Genomic DNA, 26714 nt, shown 5'->3' with positions numbered 1-26714 from the left:
CAATTTGGTTTCTCTGATTTATCTACGTTTTCCCAAGTTTATAAACGTTGGACAGCTATCGTGCCAAGTCAATTCCAATAAAATCTTGCGACTATGCTCAATCTGAAAATCGACATGACTGAGCTGTATAAAAAAGCATGTGAATTTCCGATAAAGGTAAATTCAGAATGGACAAAAAGCATGCTAACATCCAAATACTGACAATTCATTATGTCAATTTGTTTGGAAGGGTTCCAATATGTTAAAAACACAACAGGTCAAGATAATACAAGAATTCAATGCACCGATAGACAAGGTCTTTGCAGTTCTCAGTGAACATGAAAATCTCAACAAAATATTTGCACCCGCAAAAATCACACGCATTAATAATGGTAAAGATGCTCGAAACGGCGTTGGCTCTGCGCGTAAACTTTCTATTCCCTTAGCTCCGTCATTTGTTGAAACAAACTTGGTTTACCAAGAAAATGAATTGATTGAATATGCGATTACCAGTGGCATTAGTCCAATTAAAGCGCATCGTGGTGTTATGAAATTTACAGATTTAGGCGGTGATCGCACTCGCTTGGATTACACCATTAGCTTTAAAGGCCGTGTTCCTTTGATTGGTCCAATTATTAAGGCGGCACTACAAAATGGTATCAACCGTGGTCTGAAAAAACTAAAATTTTAATGTTGTTTATGCACTCCTTGACGGTTTAGTTCTTACCGTCAAGGTTTACGCTATGTTTAAAGTGAAGATGTCACTGTGCCTAGAGGTTCTTTTCGAGTAATTGAATGCTCTGGCTTGCGTAGTAAAATTAATGCAGAGATTGCGGCCAATAAGATCATAGGAATACTAGAGGCAATTACAACAATCTCACTTTGCCCAGTTCCGAGTAGATAACCTGCAACTAAAGGCCCTGCAAAAGCACCTAAGCGTCCTACAGCAACCGCAGCCCCCACTCCCGTGCCTCGCATTTCAGTAGGATAATACTTGGCTGCCAAGGTGTATAAAATTGACTGGCAACCAATCACGAACATACCACAACATGTAGCAAACAAGATAAAACTCGACGCGCTATTGGAATAGGCCAAACCAATCAATGAAACCAGAATGCCCGTATAAACACTGGCAACGATAAAGAATTTATTTAGTCGATCCAACATCAAACCTAAAATCAATACTCCAATCGAACCACCTAAATTAAAACCAATCTGAATATAACTGGCTTGTTGCTTATCGAGTCCTAGTCCTGAGATTAACGTCGGTAACCAGTTCTGAAACAATGCTAAAACCAACAAGGTACCAAAAAAGCTGAGCCATAGACTAGACGTCACCACGACACGTGGTTTGGCAAAAAGGACGTTTAACACACTTGGTTTTTGTGTAGTGGCCTGAGGAATTTTATTTAAATAAGCTTTTGATTCAGGTAAAAATAAAATAAGAATAGGAACTAAAATTAAAGGCGCAATTCCGCCTATATAAAAGATATGTCGCCATTCATGATCTGCTGTCAAAGACAAGGCAACCAAGGAAGTCAAAACACCGCCTATCGGCATACCGCAATACATCGCACTGACAGCCGTCGCTTTATACTTTTCAGGTACCGCTTCAGAAACCATGGTAATCACGATGGGTAAAGCTCCACCCATACCGAGTCCAGTCAGAAAGCGAACTAAAAGTAAGGAGTTCAGATCTTTGGTAAATGGCGTCAGTAAGGACATCAGCCCAAAAATTGCAATCGAAGTGATAAATACTTTTTTGCGACCAATCGAATCAGCAATTCGTCCAGCGATCAACGCACCTGGCAATGTGCCTAGAACCGCAGCACTGAACACCCAGCCCATCTCGGTACTGTTTAACAGCATTTCTGCTTTCATCCGTGGCGCAGCAACACCCATAGATTGCAGATCAAACCCTTCAATAATAGCAAAAATGAAACATAGGATGAGTGTAATCACGATTGCTTGTTTTGAAGTGCCTTCCTCTATATTGGTCTCTTTTAACATTGTTATCTTCCCTTTTTTGATTCTTCCAGTTTATCGATCTAAAATTCCAAATATAGATTTAAATATCCTTTAAAGTCGCTAAAAAGACTAGCAGAGCGAATATAGTTACGCAATATGTATTAAAATTATGCAATTCATAATTTCGTGGTTTGAGGGATTTGATTTGAAATATCAGAAAAAGATCATTTTAAAATCGCTGCTATTGGCTCCAATTCCCTTACTCTGTTTTATGGCTGTACTGTGTCATGAACAATGAGTTTAAACTCGGTTCAATATTTGCAGTTATTGTCGGGCATCTTCTGGTTTATTTGGCTTATTGCCTTTTAACTGTTCCATTTTCATTCATGTTCTCGCTTGTCTTAAACCGCTATCAGTATCTGAATTTTCTGACAATCTGCTTAAGCTCATTCGTCGTTGCGGCACCTTTTTTTACTCTTTTAGCTTGGGCTCATACAGGCCAACTCCCAAAGCAATGGTGGCTGGTTTATGCGGATATTTTTTCCTTGTTTATTGCTCTCATCCCAGCGGTCTGTTACTGGCTGATTTTGATTCATCTAAAATCCCATCAGCCAGATAGCATCGATTTATAAAATCTTTACTAAATCAGATAAATGCTGAATGGTATGTGTGATATTTAATTGCAATTGATTGGGTAAATTTTTAGGGTTGTACCAACAGGTCGAAATTTCACAGGAAGCAGCTCCTTTCATATCAGCTTCTAAGCTATCGCCAATGAATAAGACTTCTTCTTTCGCAATGTTACTTCTACGCAGACAGGTTTCGAAAAAACGTTGATCAGGCTTCTCATAGCCGATGTCATCTGAAATATATAAATCAGAAAAATGTGATAACAGACCAGCCAAGCCCAAACGTGATTTTTGTTGATTCAGAAAACTATTAGATGCCGCAAATAACTTATATTTTTGGCTCAGGTATTGAATTGCTTCAGTTGCCCCATCTTCAAGGGTATGCTCTTTGGCTAAATTGCCTTGGAAGGTATCCCGAAAATGATCATGATCTAATTCAATATTCAAAGCCAAAAATAATTCTTTAAATCGATAATCAATCACATTCTGTACTGTAATTTGACCTAACTTCTGTTTTTCCCATAGCTGATGATTAATATTTTTATAGGTAGAATAAGTCAAATCATCATGCTGTAAGTTAAATTGCCCAAACGATTTAACAAATGCAGAGCGGTTGGCTACGCTAAAATCAAGCAAAGTATCGTCAATATCAAAGAATATAGCCTTATACATCTGAGTAATCTTACAACCGAAGCAAATAGTGAAATAATTTTATTATACCGATAGATAAAAGAGCAAGCCGTTTAGGCCTGCTCAATAATCGTTATCTTGGTGTTAAATCACTTTCAGTCTTTATCTCTCATCCACATCCAGATCAATACGACTGCCATACACGCCACAAGAGGATAAACGACCCAAGGATGTGGAATGGTCCAGATCATAATCCCCGCAGCGACACTCATACTGAGCGTGGACATGTATTTTGCTTTTTTGGGAATACGTCTATTTTCTTGCCATTCTTTGATAATTGGGCCAATAAAACGATGATTCAGAAACCATTGATGCAGCTTTTCTGATCCTCTTGCAGCAAAGAAAACAGCCAATAAAATAAAGTCAACAGTTGGTAAACCTGGAATAAAAATTCCAAGTATGCCGAGACCAATGCATAACCAGGCGAGGCAGATAAATAAGAATCGCCACCAAACTGAGCGTGCTAATTTGCTTGCTGGCTGTGGCGGTTGTGACAAAATATCTGTTTTCATCTCATTATCCATGCGATTAATGACCTCCATACCGAATTATGCCTTTCGTGCTTAATGGATTATTTCAACTCATCGAGTTGAGTTAATGCTTTACCAAAATAACCAAATGCATCTAAAGCACCTTGCACAACGCGATCTTGTAAGACTTGATCAAAAGCAGCATCATCGAGTGCTTCAACGAAACGTTTCCACACCTTGGCTCGTCCTTCTGGATAAGCAGCAAGGTTACGTGCAGCAAATGTTTCAGAGAACCCTAAGCTTTTTTGAGCTTGTTTAAATAAAAAAGCAGCCCCCAAGGTTGATCCTTCAGAAACATAAATCCAGCCCAATGCCTCAGGTAATTTAACCTCTGTGCTTTGCAACGGTTGTCCTGCTGGCTGAATGCCCAAATCTTGTAAATCTGCAAAAGCTTGCTGAGAACGACCACGGATACCAAGATCAGGAATTAATCCAGAGACACCGTCTTGTTCAAAAAGATGCTCAATTTCCTGTTGAAAATAGTATTGAGACAAAGTGAATTGCGCATATTTTTCTTTGCTTGCAAATACATCCGCCTGTGCCATTAAGCGATGCATTCTTTCATGCTCCGCCGCCGTTTCTTGCTTTAAGCGTTGAGAAAGGCTATTGGCAACCATTTGTTCTGTTGCTGCGTTCATCATCATTCTCCTAAAAAAGAATATTACTCATCGGCTATCGACTCCGACTGAGTTTAAGTTGCACTGGGAAATCAACGACAATAGCCACTGCTTGGCCATTGACTTTGTAGGGTTTAAATTTGGAGTGTTGCGCTGCGTTTAGAACACGTTCATCTAAGCTGGAAATACCTGAACTTTGTTTTAATTGGATATCGATAGGCTGCCCGTTTTCATTGATACGTAAACGCAACTCCACCATGCGATTTTGTTGTCTCAGTTCCCGATCATCGTAGCTAAACTTTCCAAAACTCAGCACATCAACACTACTGACTTGAACAGGTTCATCACGCTCAACCTGACTTTCAGGGGCTCGGCTTAGTTCCTGTTGTGCTGCGGGTACTTTTACGCCACCAGAGAATGATTGGTTTTCTCCAAATCGCTCTTTCTGCATTTGCTGGTTTTCATTGACAGCAGTAGATTGTTGATCAGCCTGTATTTGTTTTTTGGGTTCTTTTTTTTCTACAGATTGAGTTGCAACAGTTTGGTTTGGCTGTGATGCGACGGAGTGATCTTTTTGACTCGGTTGTTTTTGTTGTACGGTATTCGTTGCATTTTGACTGATGAATATCTTTTGCTCTATGGTCTCAGCACTTTGTTGTGAAGCAGAAAGTTCAGATTCTTTTTGTAAGGGCTGTTGTTTTGGGGGATGAGTAATAGCACTCTGGGCTGTTGTTTGGGGAGATACATGTTCTGCTGGTGCTAATGATACAAAGCGTACTTTAAGGGCATTTACTTTCGGCGAAGTGGCCAAAGTATAAGGCTCAATAATATGACTCAGAAACCATAATCCAACTAGATGAAGCACAATGACTAGCAATACTACGACTGACTTATGATGGGAATGTGCAAAAACCACAATAGATGGTGGTTTTGCTATCAATTCATAAAGTGGATACTGGAGCTTTGATTTCATCGTCATCCCCCTAAAAACGATGTTCAAGCTTTAAGCTGACATTGTGTTTATCATAGGAATACAGCCAGTCAACATTACTACTGTTGTGGTTATAACGATAAGTCAGATTTGGCGTCACACCATAAAATTTAAATCGGGGCATCTGCACCACGAATGTATAATTTTGTTCAAAATCATGACGACGGGCTTCTAGACTTTCGGCATACCGATCAAACTGCCGCCAGCGATATGAACTGAACAAGGTAGTATTCAACCCAGCATTCCAAGACTTGCTCAACCCGAAGCGTATGCCTTGTTGTTGATAGGCCGCCATGTATTTTTCTTGCGTGTCATGATCTAGTACATCCAGTCCACTAAATAATGTCCATTGCTTAGGTAGAATCTTCCAAAACGTGAACATCGCTGAGCTTTCTTTACCATCTAGCGTTTTATATTTTTGATAGTCCAGATCTTTGATTTCAGCTTCTAGCTTGAATGCTTTGTCTGCAGCAATAAATCGCATCCATTCAGCACGTGCCCCCCATGCATTGTATAAACCATCATTGGCATAACGTTTATGTTCAAACAGTGGTGCAATACTGATCTGATTTTTTAAATCGAAAAAACTATAGCCTGCATTAATATTTAGGGTGGATTCATTATAGTCAGCATGATCATCGTAGGATTGCCCATAGGCTAAACCACGTAAGGAAACGCCATGGTTGCCATAGAGAGAAAAGCGTTTGATCAAACTGGCTTCATAATCCATACCCGTTGCTGATGCTGCTTTTGGGCTGCCACGTCTAATTTCTTGAATGGGGGTCGCATTGCCCTTGTCATCAATGCCATACAAGGTCCATGTTTTGCTTTGTTCAGAAGAACTATTCAGATTCGTGGCATAGGATGGACCTATCGCAACACTGCCTTGCCATGAGTCCCGTTGATCCAGTGCTTTGACGAACAGATTAACTGTTTGTTCTACTTCTGGTGGTATCACCGCACGATAGCTTTGTCCTAGCTTGCTCTGAATTGATGTAAAAAGGCGTGCTGCTTGTTTGTTCTTCTGCTGTTCAAACAGCACGCGCGCTAACTCTAGTTCACAAATCAGATTATTCGGTTGTTTATTGAGACTGCTTTGAAATTTTTGCTCTGCTAATTTGAGCTGTCCCTGAGCACGTGCTAACGCACCTTCGGCAAAATCCGTTAAAGCCTCATCATGGCCTTGATATTGCTGATAATGTTTTAAATAAACCGCAGCATTGCCCCATTGTTTTTGCATAACCGCCAAATATAAGGCCTTTGCGAGGTCATCTTGATTTTTTTCAACTTTAAATACTTGACCATTAATCACAATATTGGGTAGTTCATCGGTGCTCCGAATTGCCCCTTGTTGTTGTAGTTGATGCTGTTGTTGTAATACGTTTTGATCTAAGTTTTGATTCAGACGAAGTTGAGTATCATCATCTGCATAGAGTGATGAACCAGCTAAAAAAATCAGACAACACAGCAATGTTCTTTTCATAAAAACCGTAAAACACAAAATAAAATCATCAAGTCTTAAACAAGAAAAAGGAATCTACAGTTGTAGATTCCTTTTGCCATAATTAGTTCTTCGCACCGCCAAATGCAGTGTTATAAGAAATATTGTCAAATTTCGCGATACCTGCTAAAGCAGCCGCATTTGCACCAAAGAAATGCCCCTGAACAATACCTGAGTCATTCAAGCCAGCTGTACCATTTGCAATTGCAAATCCACTAAATGCAGCTGAACCTGGATTAAACGTCACACCATCAAGTGTTACGTTTGAAACGGTTGTACCTGTTCCAGCTAATGAACCTTCCAAAGTACCTGCACCAAAGTTCGCAGTGAAATTACCACTTAGCAGATTAGTTGCTGAGCCATTAATCCCTGCAACGGTATATGTTGCAGTACCTGCAGTTGGTACTGTGGTATTGGTATTGTCACCAGCGTAATAAACCGTATGGCTTGCGCTTGCAGGTGTATCACCTGCTTTCCACCATTCACCGAAATAAACTTCCTGTGTGCCGACTTGACCAAAATTAAAATTACCTAAAGCACTGTGTGAAGGCGGCATTGCAGATACAGGAATATGGGAGATATTAAATGTCTTGGTACCAACAGTGACATTAGTATTACTTGTGCCTTGCGCAGAAAATGCTTGCGCTAAACCTTTTAGTGAACTAAAGCCTGTAAAAGCGTTATATGGCGCACCTGCAGCCTGCACAGAAACTGCAGCTGCACCACCTGGATGACTGGTACTTGCTGCCGCACCGACTTTGATATTTGCTTCATTGCTAGAAGCACCTTCAATACCTGCATGAGCAAATACAGCAGAACATGCAACGAGACCGATGAACAGTTGAGAGATTTTCATTTATTGTTACTCCATTTTTCTAAAACTAAGTTATTGTTTCAATGAAGATAACGATATCGTTATCTTTTTAGTTGTATGAGCAGCTGGGATCTATAACTGCTCTTTAGTTTTGTAAATAATAATCATTCAAATTAATTATTTACGCCCATCTAATTCCCGCTTTTTAAAAGAGGAAATTAAATTCTGTGTTAAAACTTAGTGGTCCAGCTGACTTTCAGTGTGCGGCCTGGTGCAGCCATTGCACTCCGAGTGAGTGGATCGATATAGAATTGGTTTGAAAGGTTATTTCCGACAAATTCAACCGTGTTATAGGTGTCAACTTGATAGCGTGCATAAGCATCAAAAATCCACGTATCATCCCAAGCTAATGGTACGTTGAGGTAGTAGCCTTTATTGATACCCGCATCGTTATTTTTACGTAGAGGGCTTTCGTAGCCTTTGTAGAATGTTGCTCGTGCGCCGAGTTCCAGTCTTTCATCTAGAAAACGTGCGCCCAATAATGCATGTGCGCTGAGTTCAGGTGTCGACATGGTGACGAGATAACCATTAGGAAAACCATCATCAACACACCGTTGATAAGCATCACGGAATTGGATGCCTTGATCCGTTTGTACCGTTCCACTGTTAATCATTTTATCGATAGCACTATTGGTATCACAGACTTCATTTTTGAGGTTATAAGCCAAACTCAAATCGCTAAAGAAAGCACCATTATCAAAACGGCTTTGCAGTTCTAAACCAGAAAGCTTTTGCTCATCCATATTGGTGAAAATCAGATTTTGATTTCGCTCAATCACGTTTTTGGTTTTGTTGTAGTAATACGCCAGTTTAATATCGGCATTTCGTGCTGAGCTTAACCAATCACGCATGTCATAGACATAACCCACTTCATAATTAAACGCATGTTCGGGTTTAATCGCTTGATATGGCATCATCGCAGAGAAACCGACCGTACTTTCAAATAAGCTGGGTAATCGATACTCTTCTGCATAACGGACATAAAGCCGATTATTATCAGTTAAGTGAATGGATGCACCGAGTTGAGGTGCCCAACCACTGTCTCTTACTTTCTGCGCTAACTCAATTGGAACCTGTTCAATCACCGCAGGGCTAAGATTGCCATTGCCAGTAATTACATATTTTTGACCTAAGGCATTCAGTCGATCTAATACATTATCAGCCAAAGCCAAATGACCATTTTCATCTGCTTTCCAGGTGAGCGTATTCTTCTGTGTCCAAATGAGGTTATACAACTGTGTTTCCGATGCAGGAACACTTTCTAACTTTCCATCCCAATCTGGATTTTTGGTGGCATAGCGCTGTGAGAACCGATCTAACATACGCTGCTGCTGAGCATTGTAACTTTCAGGCATTGTTACATATTCAAAGCTATATTCTTTGAGTTTACTTTTCTTGGTAAATAATGGGTTTAATGCAGGATCGACCCCATCTCTTAGAGATTTATTTAAGAAATCATCAAAAGCCCAGTATGAGCGATAGCGCATACCCGCATCAAAGCTTAGCCAAGAGGCTGGTCGATAGTTAAAATTAAAATCAAAGGTTTTTTCTTCACGGCGGCCTGCACGCGGTAAAGCCTGAAATAGGCTATACATTGGGCCATATTCACCATAGACATCATCAGAGGTCAGTTTTTCTTTTAAGAAGCTTCCGCCCAAGGTTAAATTAAGTTGGTCTGTTAATAGGGCTTTATTGCTGATATTAATACCTTGACGTCGGTTGTCAGAATGGCTAATGGCCGTATTAATAATGCGATTGTCTCGAAAATCGATGGTCGTTGGCCAACCACCGCGTGTATAGGTCTGGCTTTCTGTATCGGTCTGCCAAATATTGGCGTAGAAATCGACCCACTGATTAGTTTCGGGTTTGAACTTATATTCCAAGCTATAGGCCTTGGAACGAATATCACTAAGAGGCCACTGCGGTACACCAATTTCAGGTGTCAAACCCCACTCAATCCGTGAAGGCATGATCTCACCAAATCTATTTTTGGTGTCTCGATAAGTTAGTTTTAGGGCTTGCTCATCAGTTGGTCGATAGTTTGCTTTAAATAACCAAGACTCCATTTGACTAGAGGTATTCGGAACTTCATCACCAGGTTTATAGGAATGCGCAAAATAAGGAATAAAATCGAGGCTATTGCTCGGTTCTGCTCGTTTATAATAGCCCGAACCGTGTGTACCCGAAAAATAGTTGCCACGTTCACGAACAGCATAAACTGCCAATAAATCAAATTTATCCTGCTTCATTGCCAACGCCAGTCGACCTGCTAGGTCATCCCCCGAGAAGTTAGAATTATCATTTTTAGTTCGATTCTTCTTGTATATGTCGGGATCATACTTTTTACCCTCCACATCATTCCAAGGTGTTGTATCATTATAATTCTTGCCGACCTTGCTCATATCTGGTAACGATGGATCAATAGAGTTGGTTGAGCCTTCTACTTTTAATTCTGCACCAAAGGTTTGACCTGGACGAACAATATCATCTGCTTCTAAAGTCTTGACCACCACACCACCGCCGACTGAGGTAGTAGTATTTCTTTCTAATGATGGCCCTTTAATGACCTCAATGCCCGCGATCAGATTCAGATCGATATAGTTTCGGTTATTTACGCCATTATAGCCACGCCATACTGCAATCGACTGTTCAGTTCCATCGATGGTTAAAGGTACTCGACCTACACCCTGCACGCCACGAACACTTGGATCTAAAGCACCACTATTACGGGCATCGCCACTATAAACACCCACCATCCCTTGTAAAACATCGGCTGGATTGGTGCCTTTAAAGCGCTCAATATAGTCTTTTCCTGCATAGACAGAAGACCGATTGGCATCATAAACTCTATTGCTGCCCTGAGTATCGCGATCTTGTTGACCATAGACCACAAGCGGTGTCAAACGGACTGAAACTTCGTCATCCAAAGTCTGCGCAGATGCTGTCTTGTTCACTACTGCATTCGCAGTAACAGACGCGGTATTGGCATTTTGAGTGGTCTTTTTCGTCAGTGTATAACCCTGTCCGACTTTGACTGCATAGAATGCTGAAGATACTAATATATGTTCAAAGCCTTGCTCTAATGCATAATTGCCTTTTAATCCAGAACTGTATTGACCTTTTAATTGTTGTGCATCAATTGCAATTGAAGTCCCAGATTGTTCAGCAAATTGATTCAATACATTGGCTAAGGTTCCCGCTGGGATATTGTAGGCTTTTGTTCCAACTGTTTCTGCATAAGCCGATTGTAAAGGTAAAGTCAGACTACCAATACAAACTGTATGTATTGCAAATGCGAGTGTTGAAAATCGAAATAAGTTCCGATTACGCATTTGACCCTTTCCAACGTTCTTCATTTTGCCACCCCAGTAAATGTAAATAAGAATCATTAAACTTGTTAGAATAAAATGATCCCAAATTTATTGCCTCTACTTACTATGACGAACAGCTTTAAAAAAAGTGGAACCTAAATTTTAAAAAAATAAAAACTTTTTTAAAATGCGTTCATTTGACATGCATATACCGACTATTTTTTAATGAAATAACAATGAGATAAGGTGTAATTTGATATACCTTTAAGTTGGGAAATACTGTTGCTAATAATTTAAGTGCATCTTGTGTTTGGTCTAATGGCAACACCGCATTTACTTGGATATCTCGCAATGCTTCGCCATTAAACAAGATTTTGCCTTTATAGTTTTGATCTAATTCTTTTAACACCTGATCGAGCGGTAAATCTTCTACCATCAATTGATGCTTATTCCATTTTTGTTGTTCATTATAAATATTTAGTGCGGGCAGTGACTGTACGCCATTTTGATTCATACTGACGGCTTGTCCCGCGCTTACAATCACTTGCTGGTTGGCATATTCATTCGCTGCGGCTTGTACACGAACTCGCGAATGCAACATTTTTAACTCTGTTGCCGAAGGCCTAAAAGTCACACTAAATGCCGTTCCAAGCGCTTGAATCTGCCCATGTTTGGTTTTGACTAAAAATGGGCGATTTGGGTCTTTGGCAACATCAACATAAATCTGCCCTTGAACCAATTCGACTACTCTTTGCTTTGCCTGAAAATCAATATTGACTGCACTCTTGCCGCGCAGAATTAAGCGCGAACCATCTTGTAAGGTTTGTGTTGTCCACTGCGCCGAATCGCTTTGAATATCTGCGCTGATATAGGCCATAGAAGTATCAGACATATAAAGGAAACTGCCACTGATGATAACGAATGCAATCGCAAATGCACTCCCCGCACGAACATGCTTATATGCTTTTGCAGACCCCAAACCTGCTTTAAGTGCTGATTGAACCACTTTTTTATGCTGTGCCGTTTGAGATACTTTTTGGATTGAGCGAATACACTGCTCGATATCAGCTGCAATTTTTTGATGTTGCTGGCTGTTATGTTTCCATTGATTAAACTGCAATTGTGCATTTTTTCGGGTCGACTCATCATCTGAACTTAACTGCACAATCCATAATGCAGCCTCCTCAACCAGTTGATGATGATCTTGTTTATCGATTGCCATTTAAATGCTGACATCCATTTCTAAACGAATCAGATAGCAGCGCGCCAGACAGTTTGCTAGATATTTCTGAATCATTTTGGTTGAAACACCCAATCGTTCGGCCGTTTCCTTATGGGTATAACCTTCAAGGTAATGCAATATAAATGCTTGTTGTGCTTTAGCAGAGACATCTTCTAAGGCTTTACAAAGCTGGTCCAACGCCTGAATAATCTGCATTTGATCTTCTGGCGAAGCAACCGTATCCAGCATGTATTCCATCTGGCTCAAGCCATCTAAATAAGCCTGTTCAATTCGTTTGCGGCGGACTTGGTCGATGAGTAAGTTTTTTGCTATTGAAGTAAGATAAGCGCGAGGTTCTTTAATGCCCAGCAGTTCATCCCGTGTTTGCAGTAATTTGATAAAGGTGTCTTGCACCAGATCAGCGGCTTGCTCAGTGTTGCCTATTTTTTGTCTCAACCATTGATGAAGCCAGCCTCTATGGTTTCTGTATAACTGATCTACAAGCATAGGGGTTTTGTTCACAATCATTTGACTCAAAACAAAGTGTGATTAAATGATAATTATTATCATTTATAAAATCAAGAAAGAATCGCACAAACTTTAGTTGACTGTTATTTTTATAAGCACAAGTTCAATATTCCACTGCTCTTAGAATACAGTAACAAGCAATAATTTATTGATTTAACAGTGCTTCTATCCACAAAATCAGTTCATTCATATGCCGATTTCTACGCTTTAATTGTTCTTTGTCTGGAATGTAATAACATAATTCGGATTGCACACTTTCAGTTGCTAATGATTGCATCAATTTTGCCTGTATTAGTCGACTGACCAATGTGTTTGAGCAAAATACCAATCCATTGGCCATCAGGGCTTCTTGAATACCAAAAATTTCTTGGTCAAAGTGATGCACAGTTATGTTTTTGCCCTCAAAACTATTTTTCTCAAGCCATGTTTGCAATGGCGGTTTAGGCAAATTCTTATTTTTCCATTCAGTGTTAAACAGCGTAATCGATTGTTCAGCCCAATCCTCTGTATATAGCTCTGCGGCTGCAAATACATTAAATGACTCATGTTTAATAATGTCTGTAGTGGAAACCGATGCAACAGCCCCATAGCGAATTGGCAGTGCATACAGATGATTTTCCAAACTTTCACCTGTAGAGATCTCAAGCTCGATTTCTGGATGGAGTTGTGAAAAGGTCTGCATGGCTGGAATCAAAATCATTGCTGCCAAGGATGACGTTGTGGTGATCTTAATCACTCGGCTGGCGGTACTCACCTCTTCTAAAGCATCTTCAATAGTCCGAAATCCTTTAGATATTGCGATCGCTAATTTTTCGCCAGTCTCTGTTAAGCTGATTTTTCGAACCTGTCGATAAAACAAATCCACATTTAAGCGGCTTTCCAAATTGCTGACGTGATGAGAAATGGCAGTTGGTGTCAAAGACAATTCCTCCGCAGCCAATTTAAAACTGCCTAAACGAGCAGCAGATTCAAATGCTTTCAATGCTTGTAAAGAAACCTGCATTTTCAACACTCCATAAATAAGTTTTATAGATGAATTTAACTCATTCATAGCTGCAATTTACTGGTTTGTCCAGCCAGTTATGATCTCTTAAGATGAATTTATCTTTTAATTTCTAGAGTGACTCATCATGACAACCCTATTACATATTGATGCCAGTGTTCGAGCAGCTTTCAATCCGAATCCAAGTCATAATTCCATTTCCAAAAATATCGCAAAACGCTTTATTGAGACTTTACAACAGCAACAAGTGATAGATGAGTATATTTATCGTGATGTAGGCATGAATCCAACCGCTTTTATTAATCAAGACTGGATTGGTGCTGTGTTTAGCCCTGAAGAAAAAAGAACAACCGCGCAAAAGGAAATCTTAGCCTTATCTGATCAATTGATTGCCGAAGTTGCAGCAGCCGATCTTATCGTGATTTCATCACCGATGTATAACTATGGTATGCCTGCACAATTAAAAGCGTGGTTTGATCAAATTATCCGTATTAATAAAACCTTTGACTTTGACCTTGCGCGTGGAGACTTTCCACTCCAACCTTTACTGTCAGGTAAACGCTTGGTGATTATCACGTCAAGTGGAGAATTTGGTTTTGATGCCGATGGTATTCGTGCCAATCAAAGCCATCTTGTGCCGCATTTACGTACTTTAAGCAAATATTTAGGGGTTGAGCATATTGATGAAATTGCATCTGAATATCAGGAATTTGCAGATATTAGACATCAAAAATCTTTAGACAATGCATTGAATCAAGCAGAAACACTCGCAACAAAACTAGCACTTTTTCAGCAACGGAACAGCGCGTTGCATATGGAATATGAATAATTTCGACATCTAAAATAAGTAGAAGATTAATGGATAGCGTGATTCTTATAGATCACTTTATCCATGTTCTCTTTAACTTTTTTCACTAATGAAAAATTCATGCTTTAGCTTCTAAAGCATCAATTATCGCAAATGCGGTAACACGTGCAGAAAATGGATTCTGTCCTGTAATCAGGTTCGCATCACGCACGACATTGGGTAGAAATGGAATGAATTTTCTTTGATAAAGTGCGCCACGTTGTTTTGCCAGTTCTTCAGCGTTATAAGGTACTTTCTTTGCCACACCAGCCAATACTTCTTCACACCATGTAAAACCTGTCAGCTTTTTCCCTTGAATTAAATATTGTCCATTTGATAACTGAACATTGAGCAATCCACAATAACCATGACAGACACTGGCAACAATGCCACCATGTTCATAAATATTTTTGGTGATGTTCTGCAATTCAGCATTGTCTAGGAAGTCCCACATGACCCCATGCCCACCAGTGTAATAGATGGCGTCATAATCTTGCCAGTTAATCTCAGAGGGCTTTTGGGTGGTTTCCAATAACTGCATAAAAGCAGGATCATTTTTACGTTTAAGCACAGAAGCATCGGCAACAAAACGCTCTAATGATTTTGGTTCTATCGGCGAATAACCTCCGTTTGGGCTAACAATATCTTGAATATAATGTTGCTTTTCAAACTCATCATAGGCATGCGTCAGTTCCCCTAACCATAATCCAGTTGGACGATCAATACCCTCATATTTAGAGATGTTAGTTACCACATGGAGAATACGTTTTGACATCTTTCACCTCTGCTTTTTGATTTATTTTTAATCTTGCTTTTGCATCACTATAAGCTTAAAGTTTGCTTTAATGTCAAGAGAAAATCAGTAATGAATATCAGTGAATTATCTAAACAAAGTGGTTTAAGCACCCCAACCATTCGTTATTATGAGCAAATCAAGCTATTACCGAAGGCTAAACGCAAATCAAATGGCTATCGGGAATATAGTGAAAATGATCTCAAACAGCTATTCCTGATCCAACAAGCACAGCAAGTCGGCTTTTCTCTGACAGAAATTAAAGCGTTCTTACCATCGAATGTCTCTTCATGGAATCATGACATTCTCATTGGCTTGCTCGAAAGCAAGATCAAAGATATTGAAGAACTAGAGCAAAAACTGGCAGTGAGTAAGCAAAATCTGCAAATGATGATTGTGGCGATCAATAGCAAACCAGATGAAATTACCTGCGAAGAAAATGCACAGCGTTTGCTCAATCTGTACTATACCAACGACAAAGTCTAATACGTCAATTATCAGTTTTTAAGTTGCAATCACAAAGACAACTCATCAAGAAATGCGCAAAAGTACTTGACCTTAAACCTCACTTTAAACATAGCATCAACTTCAGGTATCAAATGAGGAACCTGTCATGTTTAAAGTTTGGAACTTTGCAAAGTGGTTGATTGGCATTTTTATGCTCATATTCATCAGTAATATGACCTATGCAACCGAAGCTGCTCAACAACATATACAAGCCAAGCCAAAAGGCAAAATTTTGGTGGTGATGACCAACCACTCAGCTTATCCAACTCGATCAGATACGACAGGATTGTGGCTGACTGAACTCACCCATTTTTATGATGTAGCGCAAGCGGCTGGCTATGACATGGATTTTGTCAGTCCACAAGGTGGTGCTGTACCGCTAGATGAACGTAGTCTTAAGCCGATTTATGTTGATCAATCAGCAAAAAAACACTTGGCTGATCCCCAATTCATGCAACGTTTAAGCAATACACTAGCACCCAATGCTATTGATACTTCCCACTATAAAGCGATTTATTACACGGGTGGACATGGCACCATGTGGGATTTTCCCAACAACCAAGGCCTAAAGCAGATCAGCGAAAAGATTTATCAGCAAGGGGGTGTTGTATCTGCAGTATGTCACGGTGTAGGTGGGTTATTGCCGCTTCAAACCCCAACGGGTAAAGCACTCATTGCAGGTCGTACTGTTACAGGTTTTGCCAATATTGAAGAGACTTTATCAGGAATTAAGTCTCAAGTGCCTTTCTCGTTGCAAGATGGATTAGTACAACGAGGAGCAACATATAAACGAGCTTTCTTTCCATTTACTTCTTTTGTGATCGCTGATGATCGAATTATCACTGGGCAAAATCCACAATCCAGTAAAGAAATTGCTGAAGCTGTTGTCAAACGGTTAAAAACTTTGAATTAAAATCGTTAATAAAAAGCCAGCTCAAAACAGCTGGTCTTTTTATCAAATTAAATTGACCTAAAACCCTCTTTTGCCCTCAATTGAATATCTGATCCATTCAGCTTCCTCTGTTGATTGATTTTCTTCCTCTGAAAACGCTTGACCTTAAAGTTAGCTTTAATCTTAGCATTTCATGTAGGTTAATAGGAGGAACATCAACATGTTCAACAATTTTGCTTTAACTCGTAACATCGTTACGATATCCATCGGCTTATTACTCGGCACAGCAAGCTATGCAGCTGAGGCCCCAATCAATGCCACCACGAGTAATATTACTGCTCCAAATGCAAAGCAAACGACTGTCGTTGAATTTGGACCTTATAAAGTCGCCGTACCTAAAGGTGGCTATTATGATCGCTTCCGTATGAACCCAAACTTAGATGAAGTTGCAAAAGATCCTGCAGCAGGCAATATTGATTACTTCCGTACAATTCCTAAAAAGCTGGTTGATACCCGAGTAGGTAAAGTCTGGTCACCTAATTTTTATTATCGGACCAGTAATCTTCAAGTATTGATGTTAGCGCCTATTGCAAAATTAAAAGCTAAGCTCCCCGCTCCACTTCAACCTTTACAGCCACTTCCTGGTTATGGCTTGGTTTCACTGACTTTCTTCTCTTATGCCGTGGGGGATGTCGATCCCTACGATGAGGTTTCTGTTGCCATTGTGGTTCGTCAGCCTGGTGCACATCACTTTAATAGCATTGAATTGTTAAGCTCTATGCGAAATCATACTTATTATGGACATGTACTGGCCTTGCCTGTTGATACAGAAATCGCCCGTGTTCGTGGCGTTTATGGTTATCAACTACCTAAGTGGTTAACCCCAATTGATATGAAAATTGGTAGCCATGAGCTGCAAGCCCACATTTTTAATACCGATGGCAAACCTGATTTAAGTCTGACAGCGCCTCTACCTAAAATAAAAACGGTAAAGCCGCAATCACGAATTGAAACCAAAACTATGTATCAGTTGGTTGATGGTAAATGGCACAGCACTTCTGTGGAATCGAATACCCTTGCATTTGGACAGAAGCTATTTCCTAAAAATGTGCAACTTGTTCGCAGCGGCGGCCCGCTGAGCAAATTACTTGATGACTTAGGTGCAAACAAGATATTACGTTTAGATGTAGTAAAAGATGCTCAATTAGCACTTAATATGCCCGTTCCTTTTCCTGCATTAGATCAAGCTAAAGAAAATACAAAATAGATATATGAGAAAAAAATCCGCTTTCTGAATAAAGCGGATTTTTTATGATCAGAAACCACTTTTTCCTTTCCAATGTTTTTAATTGCTTGCCCATAAAAAAGCCAATTACAGATTGTTCTGCAATTGGCTGTTGTTCAATCTATTAGCTAAGTATTGGCAACTTGTTGCTCAGCTTAAGATGCAAATGAATATGTACGCATCCGATTTTTATATTGGCGTGTACGACATGTCATTGCTGATTGTTGCAAAATCAACGCCCAAAGCGGAGAAACTTTTGGATTGGTCGATTTACCAAGACTGAGTTTACGTAACTGGAACTTCACTATAGCCATATTGGCAAGCGACGCTAAAGTTTTATTTTCCCAAGTAATTGCTTTCAACTCTGGTGCCGTATTTTGCCCTTGTTTCCACTCATTTGGGAGATTTGGATCAATTGCCAAAGCTGTAGCAATTCCAACCATATCAACACCACTTTCAATGACCTGTTCAGCCACTTGTTTGCGACGGATTCCTCCCGTCACCATCACAGGCATCTTGGCCACTTTACCAATTTCTTGAGCAAACTCTAAGAAGTAAGCTTCTCGCGCCAAGGTACGTCCATCGCGTGCCTGACCTTGCATTGCTGGTGCTTCATAGCTACCGCCAGATAACTCAACCAGATCAACAGCCAGTTCGTTAAGCATCATAACCACTTGCTGTGCATCTTCAGCACTAAAACCACCGCGTTGGAAGTCAGCCGAGTTCAGCTTCACCGCCACTGTAAATCTGTCTGAAACCACAGCACGTACCGCTTTAACAATCTCAATCAAAATACGTGCACGATTTTCCAAAGAGCCACCCCATTGATCTTGGCGCTTATTACTGAGTGGCGAAAGAAACTGACTGAGTAAATAACCATGCGCCGCATGGATTTCAACACCAGTAAAGCCTGCTTTTTCTCCTAGACGTGCGGTGTTGGCAAAACGTTGGATCACTTCATTAATCATGTCTTGGTTCATTTCAATCGGGGTATTAAAACGATCTGACATTTTGCCTAGATCTAAAGCGACCGCTGATGGTGCCCAAGTCTCTTGTCCTAAATTAGATTGCATTTGACGGCCTGGGTGATTGATTTGCAACCACACTTGCGCACCCTTCGAACGACCGATTTGTGCCCAGCGTTTGAAGGTATCCAAATATTTTTCATCTTCCAGTACAACCCCACCTGGCCCTGTCATGGCACGACGATCTACCATGACATTACCTGTGATAATCAAACCTACACCTCCATCCGCCCAAGCTTGGTATAACCGCATCAGCTCTTCAGATGGCGCATGATTTAAGTCTGCCATATTTTCTTCCATTGCTGCTTTTGCAATGCGATTGGGGATGTGTGAACCATTCGGGAAAAATAATTGTTCAAAGACTTTCATTTTGATTACCTCATTGAGTATGGGTTTACTTTAAGATTAAAGTAAACTTTAATGTCAATAGGTTTGATTGCACTTTATTAATATTTTCAAATCATCGAAATAAAATCATAAACTTAACAAGTGATACCAATATCAAAAAAATCCTTAAATAAAAAATAGAGGCAAATATGCCTCTATTCTTGAATAGGATTTTTAATCAAATCAATACAGCTTATGAGCGAATAAATGCCAATAGGTCTGGATTAATGACATCTGCATTTACGGTTAACATGCCATGAGAAAAACCTTTATAGGTTTTTAAAGTCCCGTTTTGTACTAATTTGGCAGATAGTGCCCCAGAATTTTCATACGGTACCACCTGATCATCGTCACCATGCATAACAAGTACAGGGACTGAAATTTTTTTCAAGTCTTCAGTAAAATCGGTCTGAGAAAAAGCCACAATGCCATCATAATGTGCTTTTGCGCCACCCATCATGCCCTGACGCCACCAATTCCAGATCACAGGTTCAGACGGATTTGCATCTGGACGGTTAAAACCATAGAAAGGCCCCGCTGGTAAATCATAGTAAAATTGCGAGCGGTTTTTAAATAACTGATTTTGCAAGCCATCAAACACTTCTTTAGGCAGACCATCAGGATTATTCGCTGTTTTGACCATAATAGGTGGCACCGCACTCACTAAAACAGCCTTGGCAACATTCGCTTCGCCATGACGTGCGATATAGTGAGCCACCTCACCACCACCTGTTGAATGGCCGATATGAATCGCGTTTTTAATCCCAAGATGCTGTACCACGGCTGCAACATCATCTGCATAATGGTCCATATCGTGCCCATCCCAGACTTGACTGGAACGACCATGCCCGCGACGGTCATATGCGACAACACGGAAACCTTCATTTAAAAAGAATAATAGTTGGGCATCCCAATCATCTGAGCTGAGTGGCCAACCATGATGAAAAAATAAGACCTGTGCATCGCGAGGTCCCCAATCTTTATAAAAAATATCTACACCATCTTTTGTCGTAACGAATGCCATCTTTGTTTCTCCTGTGTAAGATTTACACTGTCGATTCATGATCTATGTTCTAATTAATTCACTTATAACTACATTTTTTAAGTACCATCCGTGTGGATAGTGCTTCTATACTAAGATTAAAGTTCGCTTTAAGGTCAATGCTTTTAGTCCTATTCTGATAATAAAAATGTAATTTAATGATTAAAAATAAACGAATGATCAATAGACTTACTCATTGAGATCAATGATTTTTTTCACAAAGTTAAATGTTTTCAGCACTTATTTTCTTTACATTGTTTCAACGAACCAGCTTTGTACTTATCAAATATCAAATTTTGCTGCTTGACATTAAAGTTCACTTTAATCTTATAGTGAACTCAGATATAAGAAATGTTCTTGTCATTGGCAGGCATTTTGAATGACTTGGTCAATCAAAGGTTTACGAATATGCAAAGCAATAAACAGTTTACTGAAGTTGAGTTTGGACAACATAAAGTCAATGTTCTCAAAGATGGATATTATGATCGGTTTAGAATGAATCCCGATTTAGATCAAGTTGCACAGGATCCTGCCGCTGGCAATATTGATTTTTTCCGTAAAACGCCTAAACAATGGGTTGAATCGAGAGTTGGTCCTGTTTGGGCACCCAATTTTTATTATCGTAGTGGCAATGTACAAGTGCTGATGTTAGCCCCACTTAAACAGCTCAAGAAAAAATTACCCGCGCCTTTAGAACCTTTACAGGCCTTTCCTGGCTATGGGCTGGTCGCCCTTACCTTCTTTACATACTCGGTTTGTGATAATGATCCATATAATGAAGTCTCTGTCACAATTGTGGTCCGTAAGCCTAATGCACATGGTTCTCATGCTTTAGAGCTCATCAACTCGATTCGTCAACGCCATTTTTACGCACATGTTTTAGCACTACCTGTAGATACAGAAATTGCGAGGGTCCGTGGTGTTTATGGTTACCAACTTCCTAAATGGCTCACTGAAATTAAGGTCGATATCAGCTCCAAAGACGTGAATGCGAGCCTAAAGGATACAACGGGCAAAATCGATTTAAGCCTGATTGCACCAACACCTCACTTAAAGCAGGTAAAATCTGAATCACGTATGAGTCAAGCGATGATGTTACATCTGGTGGATGGCAAATGGCAGCAAACCTTGGTTCAATCTAATCTCTTATCTTTTGGACAAAAACTTCTGCCTAGAAAAGTCAAATTAGTCCGTCATGGTGGTCCTTTAAGTCAATTATTAAATGAACTTGGTGCGTCGAAGATTCTTCTTTTAGACGTGGTTCAAGACACACAAGTTATTCTCCATTTGCCCAAAGCACTTTAATATTCAACTCATCAAATCGTTAAGGAAAAACAAGTAATGACAAAATTAAATTATGATCTTGTGGTCTTTGGTGCGACTAGCTTCGTCGGCCAGATTCTAACCCAGTATTTGGCCAAATATTTTGCCACTCAAAAAGAACAGATCCGCTGGGCAATTGCTGGACGTTCCCAGCAGAAATTACAACAAGTCAAAGATGTGCTTGGCCCTGCTGGACAGGCTGTTCCGATCTTGGTTGCCGATGCCAATAATCAAACCGAACTCGATGCGCTCTGTACACAAACACGTGTGGTCGTCTCAACGGTTGGTCCATATGCTTTGTATGGTGAACCGCTAATTCAAGCCTGTGTGAATAACGGAACAGATTATTGTGATCTAACTGGAGAAACCCAGTGGATTAAACACATGATCACCAAGTATGAAGCGCAAGCACAGCAATCAGGTGCGCGTATTGTGCATTGCTGTGGATTTGATTCAGTTCCATCCGATATGGGCGTTTATTACCTGCAACAACAAGCCCAACAGCAGTTTAATGCACCTGCCACTCAAGTTTCCATGCGGGTTAAAACCTTAAAAGGTGGTGCATCTGGCGGTACAGTCGCGAGTTTGATCAATGTGATTCAAGAAGCTGCGGCTGATCCTGCATTGCGTAAAGATCTACTTAATCCATATATTCTCTGCCCCGCAGGTCATGGCAATACCCAAAGACAGATTTATATCAAAAGCGCCAAATTCGACCCTGATTTTAATGCATGGATTGCGCCTTTTGTCATGGCTGCTGTAAATGAACGTGTGGTACAGCGTTCTAATGCTTTATCGGGTAATGCCTATGGCAACAACTTTCGCTACAACGAAGCGATTTTGACAGGTGAAGGGTTCAAAGGACGTTTAAAAGCCTTAGCTGTGGTCTCTGGTCTGGGGGCATTTATGCTCGCTGCGGTCAGTAAACCGATTAGCCAAGTGATGGAACGTTACCTATTACCAAAGCCGGGAGAAGGCCCTACGCCAGAGCAACAATTGGCAGGACGATTTGACTTACGTTTTGTGGGTAAAACCGATGCAGGACAAAGTCTAAAAGTCAAAGTGACTGGTGATCGTGATCCTGGTTATGGTTCTACAGGAAAGATGTTGGGACAAGCAGCGCTGAGTCTTGCCATTGACCATGCCAAAGATGGCAAAAAATCGACTGCTCAAGGTGGCTTTTGGACACCTGCGACCATGTTTGATGATCGATTTATTCAACGTTTAACAAAACATGCTGGGCTTACTTTTGAGCAGGTTTAAAATCTTCTGTTTTTAACTCGACTTTCTGAGGGAAACGTTTCAATAAGTGAATACTCATTGTTAAAAACAGCATCATAAAACTCATCAGGCCTTAGAAATTAAGGCCTGATTTTAAACCTTAAAGCATGAGACGTTTTCTTGCTGCGAGATACTCTTTTTCAAGTCGGCTCACGAGTTCTTCGACTGAAGTAGTGGCTTTGATTGCATTTAAACCTTGACCACATCCCCAGATGTCACGCCATGGTTTGACCTTATGCTGTGTACCATCTTCATTCGGTGTACTGAAATCCATATCTTTCAGATTACCTTCGGGTAAATTGGATGGATCAAGCCCCGCTGCACGAATACTTGGTGCCAGATAGTTACCATGTACACCTGTAAATAGATTGGAATAGACAATTTCATCTGAATTATGATCGACAATCGCCTGCTTATAAGCATCCTCGGCATTGGCTTCATGTGTGGCAATAAATGCAGAACCAATATAAGCAAAGTCTGCTCCCATCGCCTGTGCCGCAAGAACTGCATCACCAGTAGAAATTGCACCCGACAAAGCCAAAGGTCCATCAAACCATTCACGAATTTCCTGAATTAATGGAAATGGACTTTTGACGCCTGCATGACCACCAGCACCTGCAGCCACTGCAATCAAACCATCTGCCCCTTTGTCAATCGCTTTCTTGGCAAAGGTATTATTGATGACATCATGCAAAACGACACCACCATAACTATGTGTCGCATCATTGATCTCTGTCCGTGCACCTAGAGATGTGATCACAATCGGTACTTTGTATTTGACGATTAGTTCCATGTCATGTTCCAGACGATTATTGCTTTTATGCACGATCTGGTTGATTGCAAAAGGTGCCGCCGGTCGGTCTGGGTGTAAGGCATTATGTTCAGCGATACCTTCGGTAATCTCTTTTAACCATTCTTCAAGCTTTTCGGCAGGTCGTGCATTCAATGCTGGCATCGAACCAATGACACCTGCTTTACATTGAGCCAGCACCAACTTGGGCGTGCTAATAATAAATAACGGTGAACCAATTACAGGGAGTCTCAGGTTTTTCATTAATTCTGGAATTTTTGACATTAATTTTATCCTTTAGATACTCATTATTTCAAATAGATAAAGCCTTTTTTAGAAATAAGAAGCATTTCACTTTTTTAAAATTCACTTCATCATATCTAGATAAAAGTTTTTATGCAACAAGTTGCATAAACTTTACATTCACGACTGCTTAGTAAGTAAAATGACTAAGCAGTTGAATGGGAAAAACATATTATTTAATTAAATATCAATATATTATATTTTTACCGAACTTGATTTTAATCAGCAATGATTCTTGCCTCTCATGGTCATGCCATGAATATGTAGCAAATTCTTTTCTTTTGCTGCCATATGATCTCCCTTTTATCGATATCATCAAATAAGAATCGTTACCAACAATATCAATGCGCTGGCTCTTAAAGATGATATGCTTCGTTAATTTTTATTCTTTTATCAATCTCCTGGAGCTATTTTATGAGCGCAATGACAAAGAAGTTGCAACAGATGCGGTTTGCTTCTGTGCTTGAAGCCGTCACTTTATTGTTGCTATTCCTCGTGGCGATTCCACTCAAGTACGCATTTGATTTACCGATAGCGACAAAGATCATGGGGCCGATTCATGGTCTGGCATTTTTATTCTATCTTTGGAACTTAGTCCGTACTGCTTCACTTTGGTCTGGCGTAGAATTGTTTCGATTATTTGTGCTTGCCTTTATTCCATTTGGTGGCTTCTTTAACGAAAAATACATTGCACAACGTCAAGCCAAACTATAAGGCTCTTAAATTGATACTGAAAAAAGGAAATCTAATGATTTCCTTTTTTATTGTTTGAAAAATAAAAAAGCTATTCATACCAGATCAATGCGTGATTTCACATCTGGTTCACATTCCAAATTTTATTATAATTTTAAAAGGAGTGAGATCATCAATATGAATGTTATAAAAACACTGGCTATCTCAACACTGAGCTTACTCTCCTTAGTTGCTTGTAAAAGCATATCGAGTTATACCGCTGATTATGAGAAAGCAAATCAACAAATCCGTGGAATCCCCTTAAGTGATGCACAAGCTCAAATGATTGGTCAGGATTTTGTTTCCGCATTTAATAGTATGGGCACAGTAAATTTTGTAAAAAATGCAAGCCAACTCTATGCTGATAATTTATACATAAATGACACACTCTCTCAATTCTCAACTAAAAAAGAGCTGATGAAGCATTTTGAGGGAATGAATAAACATGTCAGTAAGGTATCGGTAAAATTAATTAGTGCAACCCATAAAAATGACTCTGCTTATATTCATTGGCAAATGACCTATGATTTTAAAATGTTTGGTCGAATAAAAACAATGTCTTCCTATGGCATTAGCCAAATCAAAGTGAATGCTGAACATCTCATCATATTTCAACAAGACTATTGGGACCCAGCGAATGGTTTATATCGCTCTGTTCCATATATCGGAGCAGGCTATTCTTTGCTTCTCCCCTTTAAGAAATAGTCTAAGATTTACGCAAATAAGTGCAGAATAAACTATGAACAATATTTCGTTATTAGAACAATTAAATAAGATTGAAGGTTTAATTATCTTGGCCTTAGTCGATGCTTTTGATGGTTCTATTTTAGAAACTATAGGTGAAGAGTTTTTTAATTTTGATTTCGTGGTGTCTGAAGGTGTGAATCTATTCAACTACCAGAAAAAGTTAATGGATGAAATTAGTCCTCATGATTTTCTAGAAAGTGTGCTCATGAGTACGGATCATCAATACCACATTATTACGCCACTAGAAACCAACCATAGTGTTTTCCTCTATGCAATTTTAGACCGTACTCAAACCAATTTAGGCTATGCAAGCTATGAAATTCAAAGGATTGAACGTGGTCTGAACTTCTACACTTATTAAATATGACTCTGTATATAGAAATAAAACAGACTGACTAAACATTAGCATCTAGGTGAAAAAAATGAATAATTATTTTATGCAATTGGGATGTATTTTTTTATTACTGATATTAAATTCTAATCCAGCCTATGCAAATATGCAGAAATGTAAAACAGCACCTTTAGTCGTTACTGCAAAAACAGTAGGCACTGTCAGCTACTATGCGGACAATTGCCATCAGAATTGGGAACGTCAAAATATTCAATTAGATTTTTCTTACGACCAAAATATTCCAGAATGGGCATTCAAAAAAGCAGCCAACTATTATCTTAAAAAAAATATTAGCAATTTTGCTAACGACTCTGTATTAAACCAAATTACTGAACTGTACAAATCTGTAAAAAAAGGTGATTTATATTCTTTAGCCTATAATCAAATGAACCAACAATTAAAGCTCTCTCTTAATCAGAAATTGTTAGGTTCGATCACAGACCCACAAGCGAATCAATATTTCAAAATATGGTTTGGAAGCTCACCTTTTAATGCTAAATTAAAGCAACAATTACTAAATCAATAA

Annotated in this window: 26 protein-coding genes and 1 pseudogene; 12 read left to right on the top strand and 15 right to left on the bottom strand. The window is 39.6% G+C overall.

The window, feature by feature from the left end; genetic code table 11:
• Positions 1 to 238 precede the first annotated feature (238 nt).
• Positions 239 to 670, top strand: coding sequence for an SRPBCC family protein (locus GBI66_RS12650; RefSeq protein ID WP_005188446.1), 432 nt, complete (start codon positions 239 to 241; stop codon positions 668 to 670).
• Between the two features lie 56 nt (positions 671 to 726).
• Here GBI66_RS12650 and mhpT read toward each other — a convergent pair whose 3' ends face one another.
• Positions 727 to 1989, bottom strand: a complete 1263-nt coding sequence (gene mhpT, locus GBI66_RS12645; RefSeq protein WP_151716352.1) for a 3-(3-hydroxy-phenyl)propionate transporter MhpT — start codon at positions 1987 to 1989, stop codon at positions 727 to 729.
• A 163-nt stretch (positions 1990 to 2152) separates the two neighbouring features.
• On the opposite strand from mhpT, the pseudogene GBI66_RS12640 reads away from it, so the two are divergent.
• Positions 2153 to 2579, top strand: a pseudogene (locus GBI66_RS12640) (hypothetical protein).
• On the opposite strand, the gene GBI66_RS12635 reads toward GBI66_RS12640, so the two are convergent.
• The 10 genes from GBI66_RS12635 to GBI66_RS12590 all read right to left on the bottom strand — a co-directional run bounded on the left by GBI66_RS12635 (position 2574) and on the right by GBI66_RS12590 (position 13843).
• Entirely contained in the window at positions 2574 to 3248 is a 675-nt protein-coding gene (locus GBI66_RS12635) for a YjjG family noncanonical pyrimidine nucleotidase (protein WP_151716351.1), read from the bottom strand. The pseudogene GBI66_RS12640 and the gene GBI66_RS12635 overlap by 6 nt on opposite strands.
• Positions 3249 to 3361: 113 nt before the next feature.
• Positions 3362 to 3808, bottom strand: a complete 447-nt coding sequence (locus GBI66_RS12630) for a YbaN family protein (RefSeq protein ID WP_151716350.1) — start codon at positions 3806 to 3808, stop codon at positions 3362 to 3364.
• Between the two features lie 29 nt (positions 3809 to 3837).
• The gene (locus GBI66_RS12625; RefSeq protein ID WP_151716349.1) at positions 3838 to 4437 is read right to left on the bottom strand and encodes a biliverdin-producing heme oxygenase; all 600 of its coding nucleotides are present in this window, start codon (positions 4435 to 4437) and stop codon (positions 3838 to 3840) included.
• A gap of 31 nt (positions 4438 to 4468) precedes the next feature.
• The gene (locus GBI66_RS12620; protein WP_151716348.1) at positions 4469 to 5386 is read right to left on the bottom strand and encodes an energy transducer TonB; all 918 of its coding nucleotides are present in this window, start codon (positions 5384 to 5386) and stop codon (positions 4469 to 4471) included.
• Between the two features lie 10 nt (positions 5387 to 5396).
• Positions 5397 to 6887, bottom strand: a complete 1491-nt coding sequence (locus GBI66_RS12615; RefSeq protein ID WP_151716347.1) for a surface lipoprotein assembly modifier — start codon at positions 6885 to 6887, stop codon at positions 5397 to 5399.
• 82 nt (positions 6888 to 6969) lie between these two features.
• A complete protein-coding gene (locus tag GBI66_RS12610; RefSeq protein ID WP_151716346.1) occupies positions 6970 to 7761 on the bottom strand; it encodes a Slam-dependent surface lipoprotein in 792 nt (263 codons plus the stop codon).
• Between the two features lie 188 nt (positions 7762 to 7949).
• Positions 7950 to 11135: a TonB-dependent receptor gene (locus tag GBI66_RS12605; RefSeq protein ID WP_151716345.1), complete on the bottom strand. Its 3186-nt coding sequence runs from the start codon at positions 11133 to 11135 to the stop codon at positions 7950 to 7952.
• A 148-nt stretch (positions 11136 to 11283) separates the two neighbouring features.
• Positions 11284 to 12312 (bottom strand): FecR family protein, encoded by a 1029-nt coding sequence (locus GBI66_RS12600; RefSeq protein WP_151716344.1) that lies wholly within the window; start codon positions 12310 to 12312, stop codon positions 11284 to 11286.
• Positions 12313 to 12834: a sigma-70 family RNA polymerase sigma factor gene (locus GBI66_RS12595; RefSeq protein ID WP_171494307.1), complete on the bottom strand. Its 522-nt coding sequence runs from the start codon at positions 12832 to 12834 to the stop codon at positions 12313 to 12315.
• Positions 12835 to 12985: 151 nt separating this feature from the next.
• Positions 12986 to 13843, bottom strand: a complete 858-nt coding sequence (locus GBI66_RS12590) for a LysR family transcriptional regulator (RefSeq protein WP_151716342.1) — start codon at positions 13841 to 13843, stop codon at positions 12986 to 12988.
• A gap of 127 nt (positions 13844 to 13970) precedes the next feature.
• Here GBI66_RS12590 and GBI66_RS12585 point away from each other — a divergent pair, with 127 nt between their 5' ends.
• Positions 13971 to 14672, top strand: coding sequence for an FMN-dependent NADH-azoreductase (locus GBI66_RS12585; protein WP_151716341.1), 702 nt, complete (start codon positions 13971 to 13973; stop codon positions 14670 to 14672).
• Positions 14673 to 14769: 97 nt separating this feature from the next.
• Here GBI66_RS12585 and GBI66_RS12580 read toward each other — a convergent pair whose 3' ends face one another.
• Complete coding sequence (locus GBI66_RS12580) at positions 14770 to 15465, bottom strand: type 1 glutamine amidotransferase domain-containing protein (RefSeq protein WP_151716340.1); 696 nt, start codon at positions 15463 to 15465, stop codon at positions 14770 to 14772.
• A gap of 90 nt (positions 15466 to 15555) precedes the next feature.
• Between GBI66_RS12580 and GBI66_RS12575 the strand changes: the two genes are divergently transcribed.
• The 3 genes from GBI66_RS12575 (at position 15556) to GBI66_RS12565 (ending at position 18149) form a co-directional block, all read left to right on the top strand.
• On the top strand, positions 15556 to 15969 hold the full coding sequence (locus GBI66_RS12575; protein ID WP_005188404.1) for a MerR family transcriptional regulator: 414 nt from the start codon (positions 15556 to 15558) through the stop codon (positions 15967 to 15969).
• Positions 15970 to 16096: 127 nt separating this feature from the next.
• The gene (locus GBI66_RS12570) at positions 16097 to 16903 is read left to right on the top strand and encodes a type 1 glutamine amidotransferase domain-containing protein (protein ID WP_151716339.1); all 807 of its coding nucleotides are present in this window, start codon (positions 16097 to 16099) and stop codon (positions 16901 to 16903) included.
• A gap of 199 nt (positions 16904 to 17102) precedes the next feature.
• Positions 17103 to 18149 (top strand): acetoacetate decarboxylase, encoded by a 1047-nt coding sequence (locus GBI66_RS12565; RefSeq protein WP_151716338.1) that lies wholly within the window; start codon positions 17103 to 17105, stop codon positions 18147 to 18149.
• Between the two features lie 173 nt (positions 18150 to 18322).
• Here GBI66_RS12565 and GBI66_RS12560 read toward each other — a convergent pair whose 3' ends face one another.
• Both GBI66_RS12560 and GBI66_RS12555 read right to left on the bottom strand, forming a co-directional pair.
• Complete coding sequence (locus GBI66_RS12560; RefSeq protein WP_151716337.1) at positions 18323 to 19561, bottom strand: NADH:flavin oxidoreductase/NADH oxidase family protein; 1239 nt, start codon at positions 19559 to 19561, stop codon at positions 18323 to 18325.
• Between the two features lie 211 nt (positions 19562 to 19772).
• Positions 19773 to 20603: an alpha/beta fold hydrolase gene (locus tag GBI66_RS12555; protein WP_151716336.1), complete on the bottom strand. Its 831-nt coding sequence runs from the start codon at positions 20601 to 20603 to the stop codon at positions 19773 to 19775.
• 426 nt (positions 20604 to 21029) lie between these two features.
• Here GBI66_RS12555 and GBI66_RS12550 point away from each other — a divergent pair, with 426 nt between their 5' ends.
• On the top strand, positions 21030 to 21926 hold the full coding sequence (locus GBI66_RS12550; protein ID WP_151716335.1) for an acetoacetate decarboxylase family protein: 897 nt from the start codon (positions 21030 to 21032) through the stop codon (positions 21924 to 21926).
• Between the two features lie 36 nt (positions 21927 to 21962).
• Positions 21963 to 23207 carry a trans-acting enoyl reductase family protein gene (locus tag GBI66_RS12545; RefSeq protein WP_151716334.1) on the top strand — a complete coding sequence of 415 codons (1245 nt, stop codon included), beginning with the start codon at positions 21963 to 21965 and terminating at the stop codon, positions 23205 to 23207.
• A gap of 118 nt (positions 23208 to 23325) precedes the next feature.
• Here GBI66_RS12545 and GBI66_RS12540 read toward each other — a convergent pair whose 3' ends face one another.
• Positions 23326 to 24300, bottom strand: a complete 975-nt coding sequence (locus tag GBI66_RS12540) for a nitronate monooxygenase family protein (protein ID WP_151716333.1) — start codon at positions 24298 to 24300, stop codon at positions 23326 to 23328.
• A gap of 432 nt (positions 24301 to 24732) precedes the next feature.
• Here GBI66_RS12540 and GBI66_RS12535 point away from each other — a divergent pair, with 432 nt between their 5' ends.
• The 4 genes from GBI66_RS12535 to GBI66_RS12520 all read left to right on the top strand — a co-directional run bounded on the left by GBI66_RS12535 (position 24733) and on the right by GBI66_RS12520 (position 26714).
• Positions 24733 to 25032 carry a DUF3817 domain-containing protein gene (locus GBI66_RS12535; protein WP_151716332.1) on the top strand — a complete coding sequence of 100 codons (300 nt, stop codon included), beginning with the start codon at positions 24733 to 24735 and terminating at the stop codon, positions 25030 to 25032.
• 156 nt (positions 25033 to 25188) lie between these two features.
• Positions 25189 to 25755, top strand: coding sequence for a nuclear transport factor 2 family protein (locus tag GBI66_RS12530; RefSeq protein ID WP_151716331.1), 567 nt, complete (start codon positions 25189 to 25191; stop codon positions 25753 to 25755).
• Positions 25756 to 25789: 34 nt separating this feature from the next.
• Entirely contained in the window at positions 25790 to 26158 is a 369-nt protein-coding gene (locus GBI66_RS12525; RefSeq protein ID WP_151716330.1) for a roadblock/LC7 domain-containing protein, read from the top strand.
• A gap of 61 nt (positions 26159 to 26219) precedes the next feature.
• Positions 26220 to 26714 (top strand): chalcone isomerase family protein, encoded by a 495-nt coding sequence (locus GBI66_RS12520; protein WP_151716329.1) that lies wholly within the window; start codon positions 26220 to 26222, stop codon positions 26712 to 26714.

It is taken from the genome of Acinetobacter sp. TUM15071, from assembly GCF_008980925.1.
Taxonomy (GTDB): domain Bacteria; phylum Pseudomonadota; class Gammaproteobacteria; order Pseudomonadales; family Moraxellaceae; genus Acinetobacter; species Acinetobacter dispersus.
Note: the sequence above shows the minus strand (reverse complement) of the source record. Positions and strands in the feature narration are given on the sequence as shown.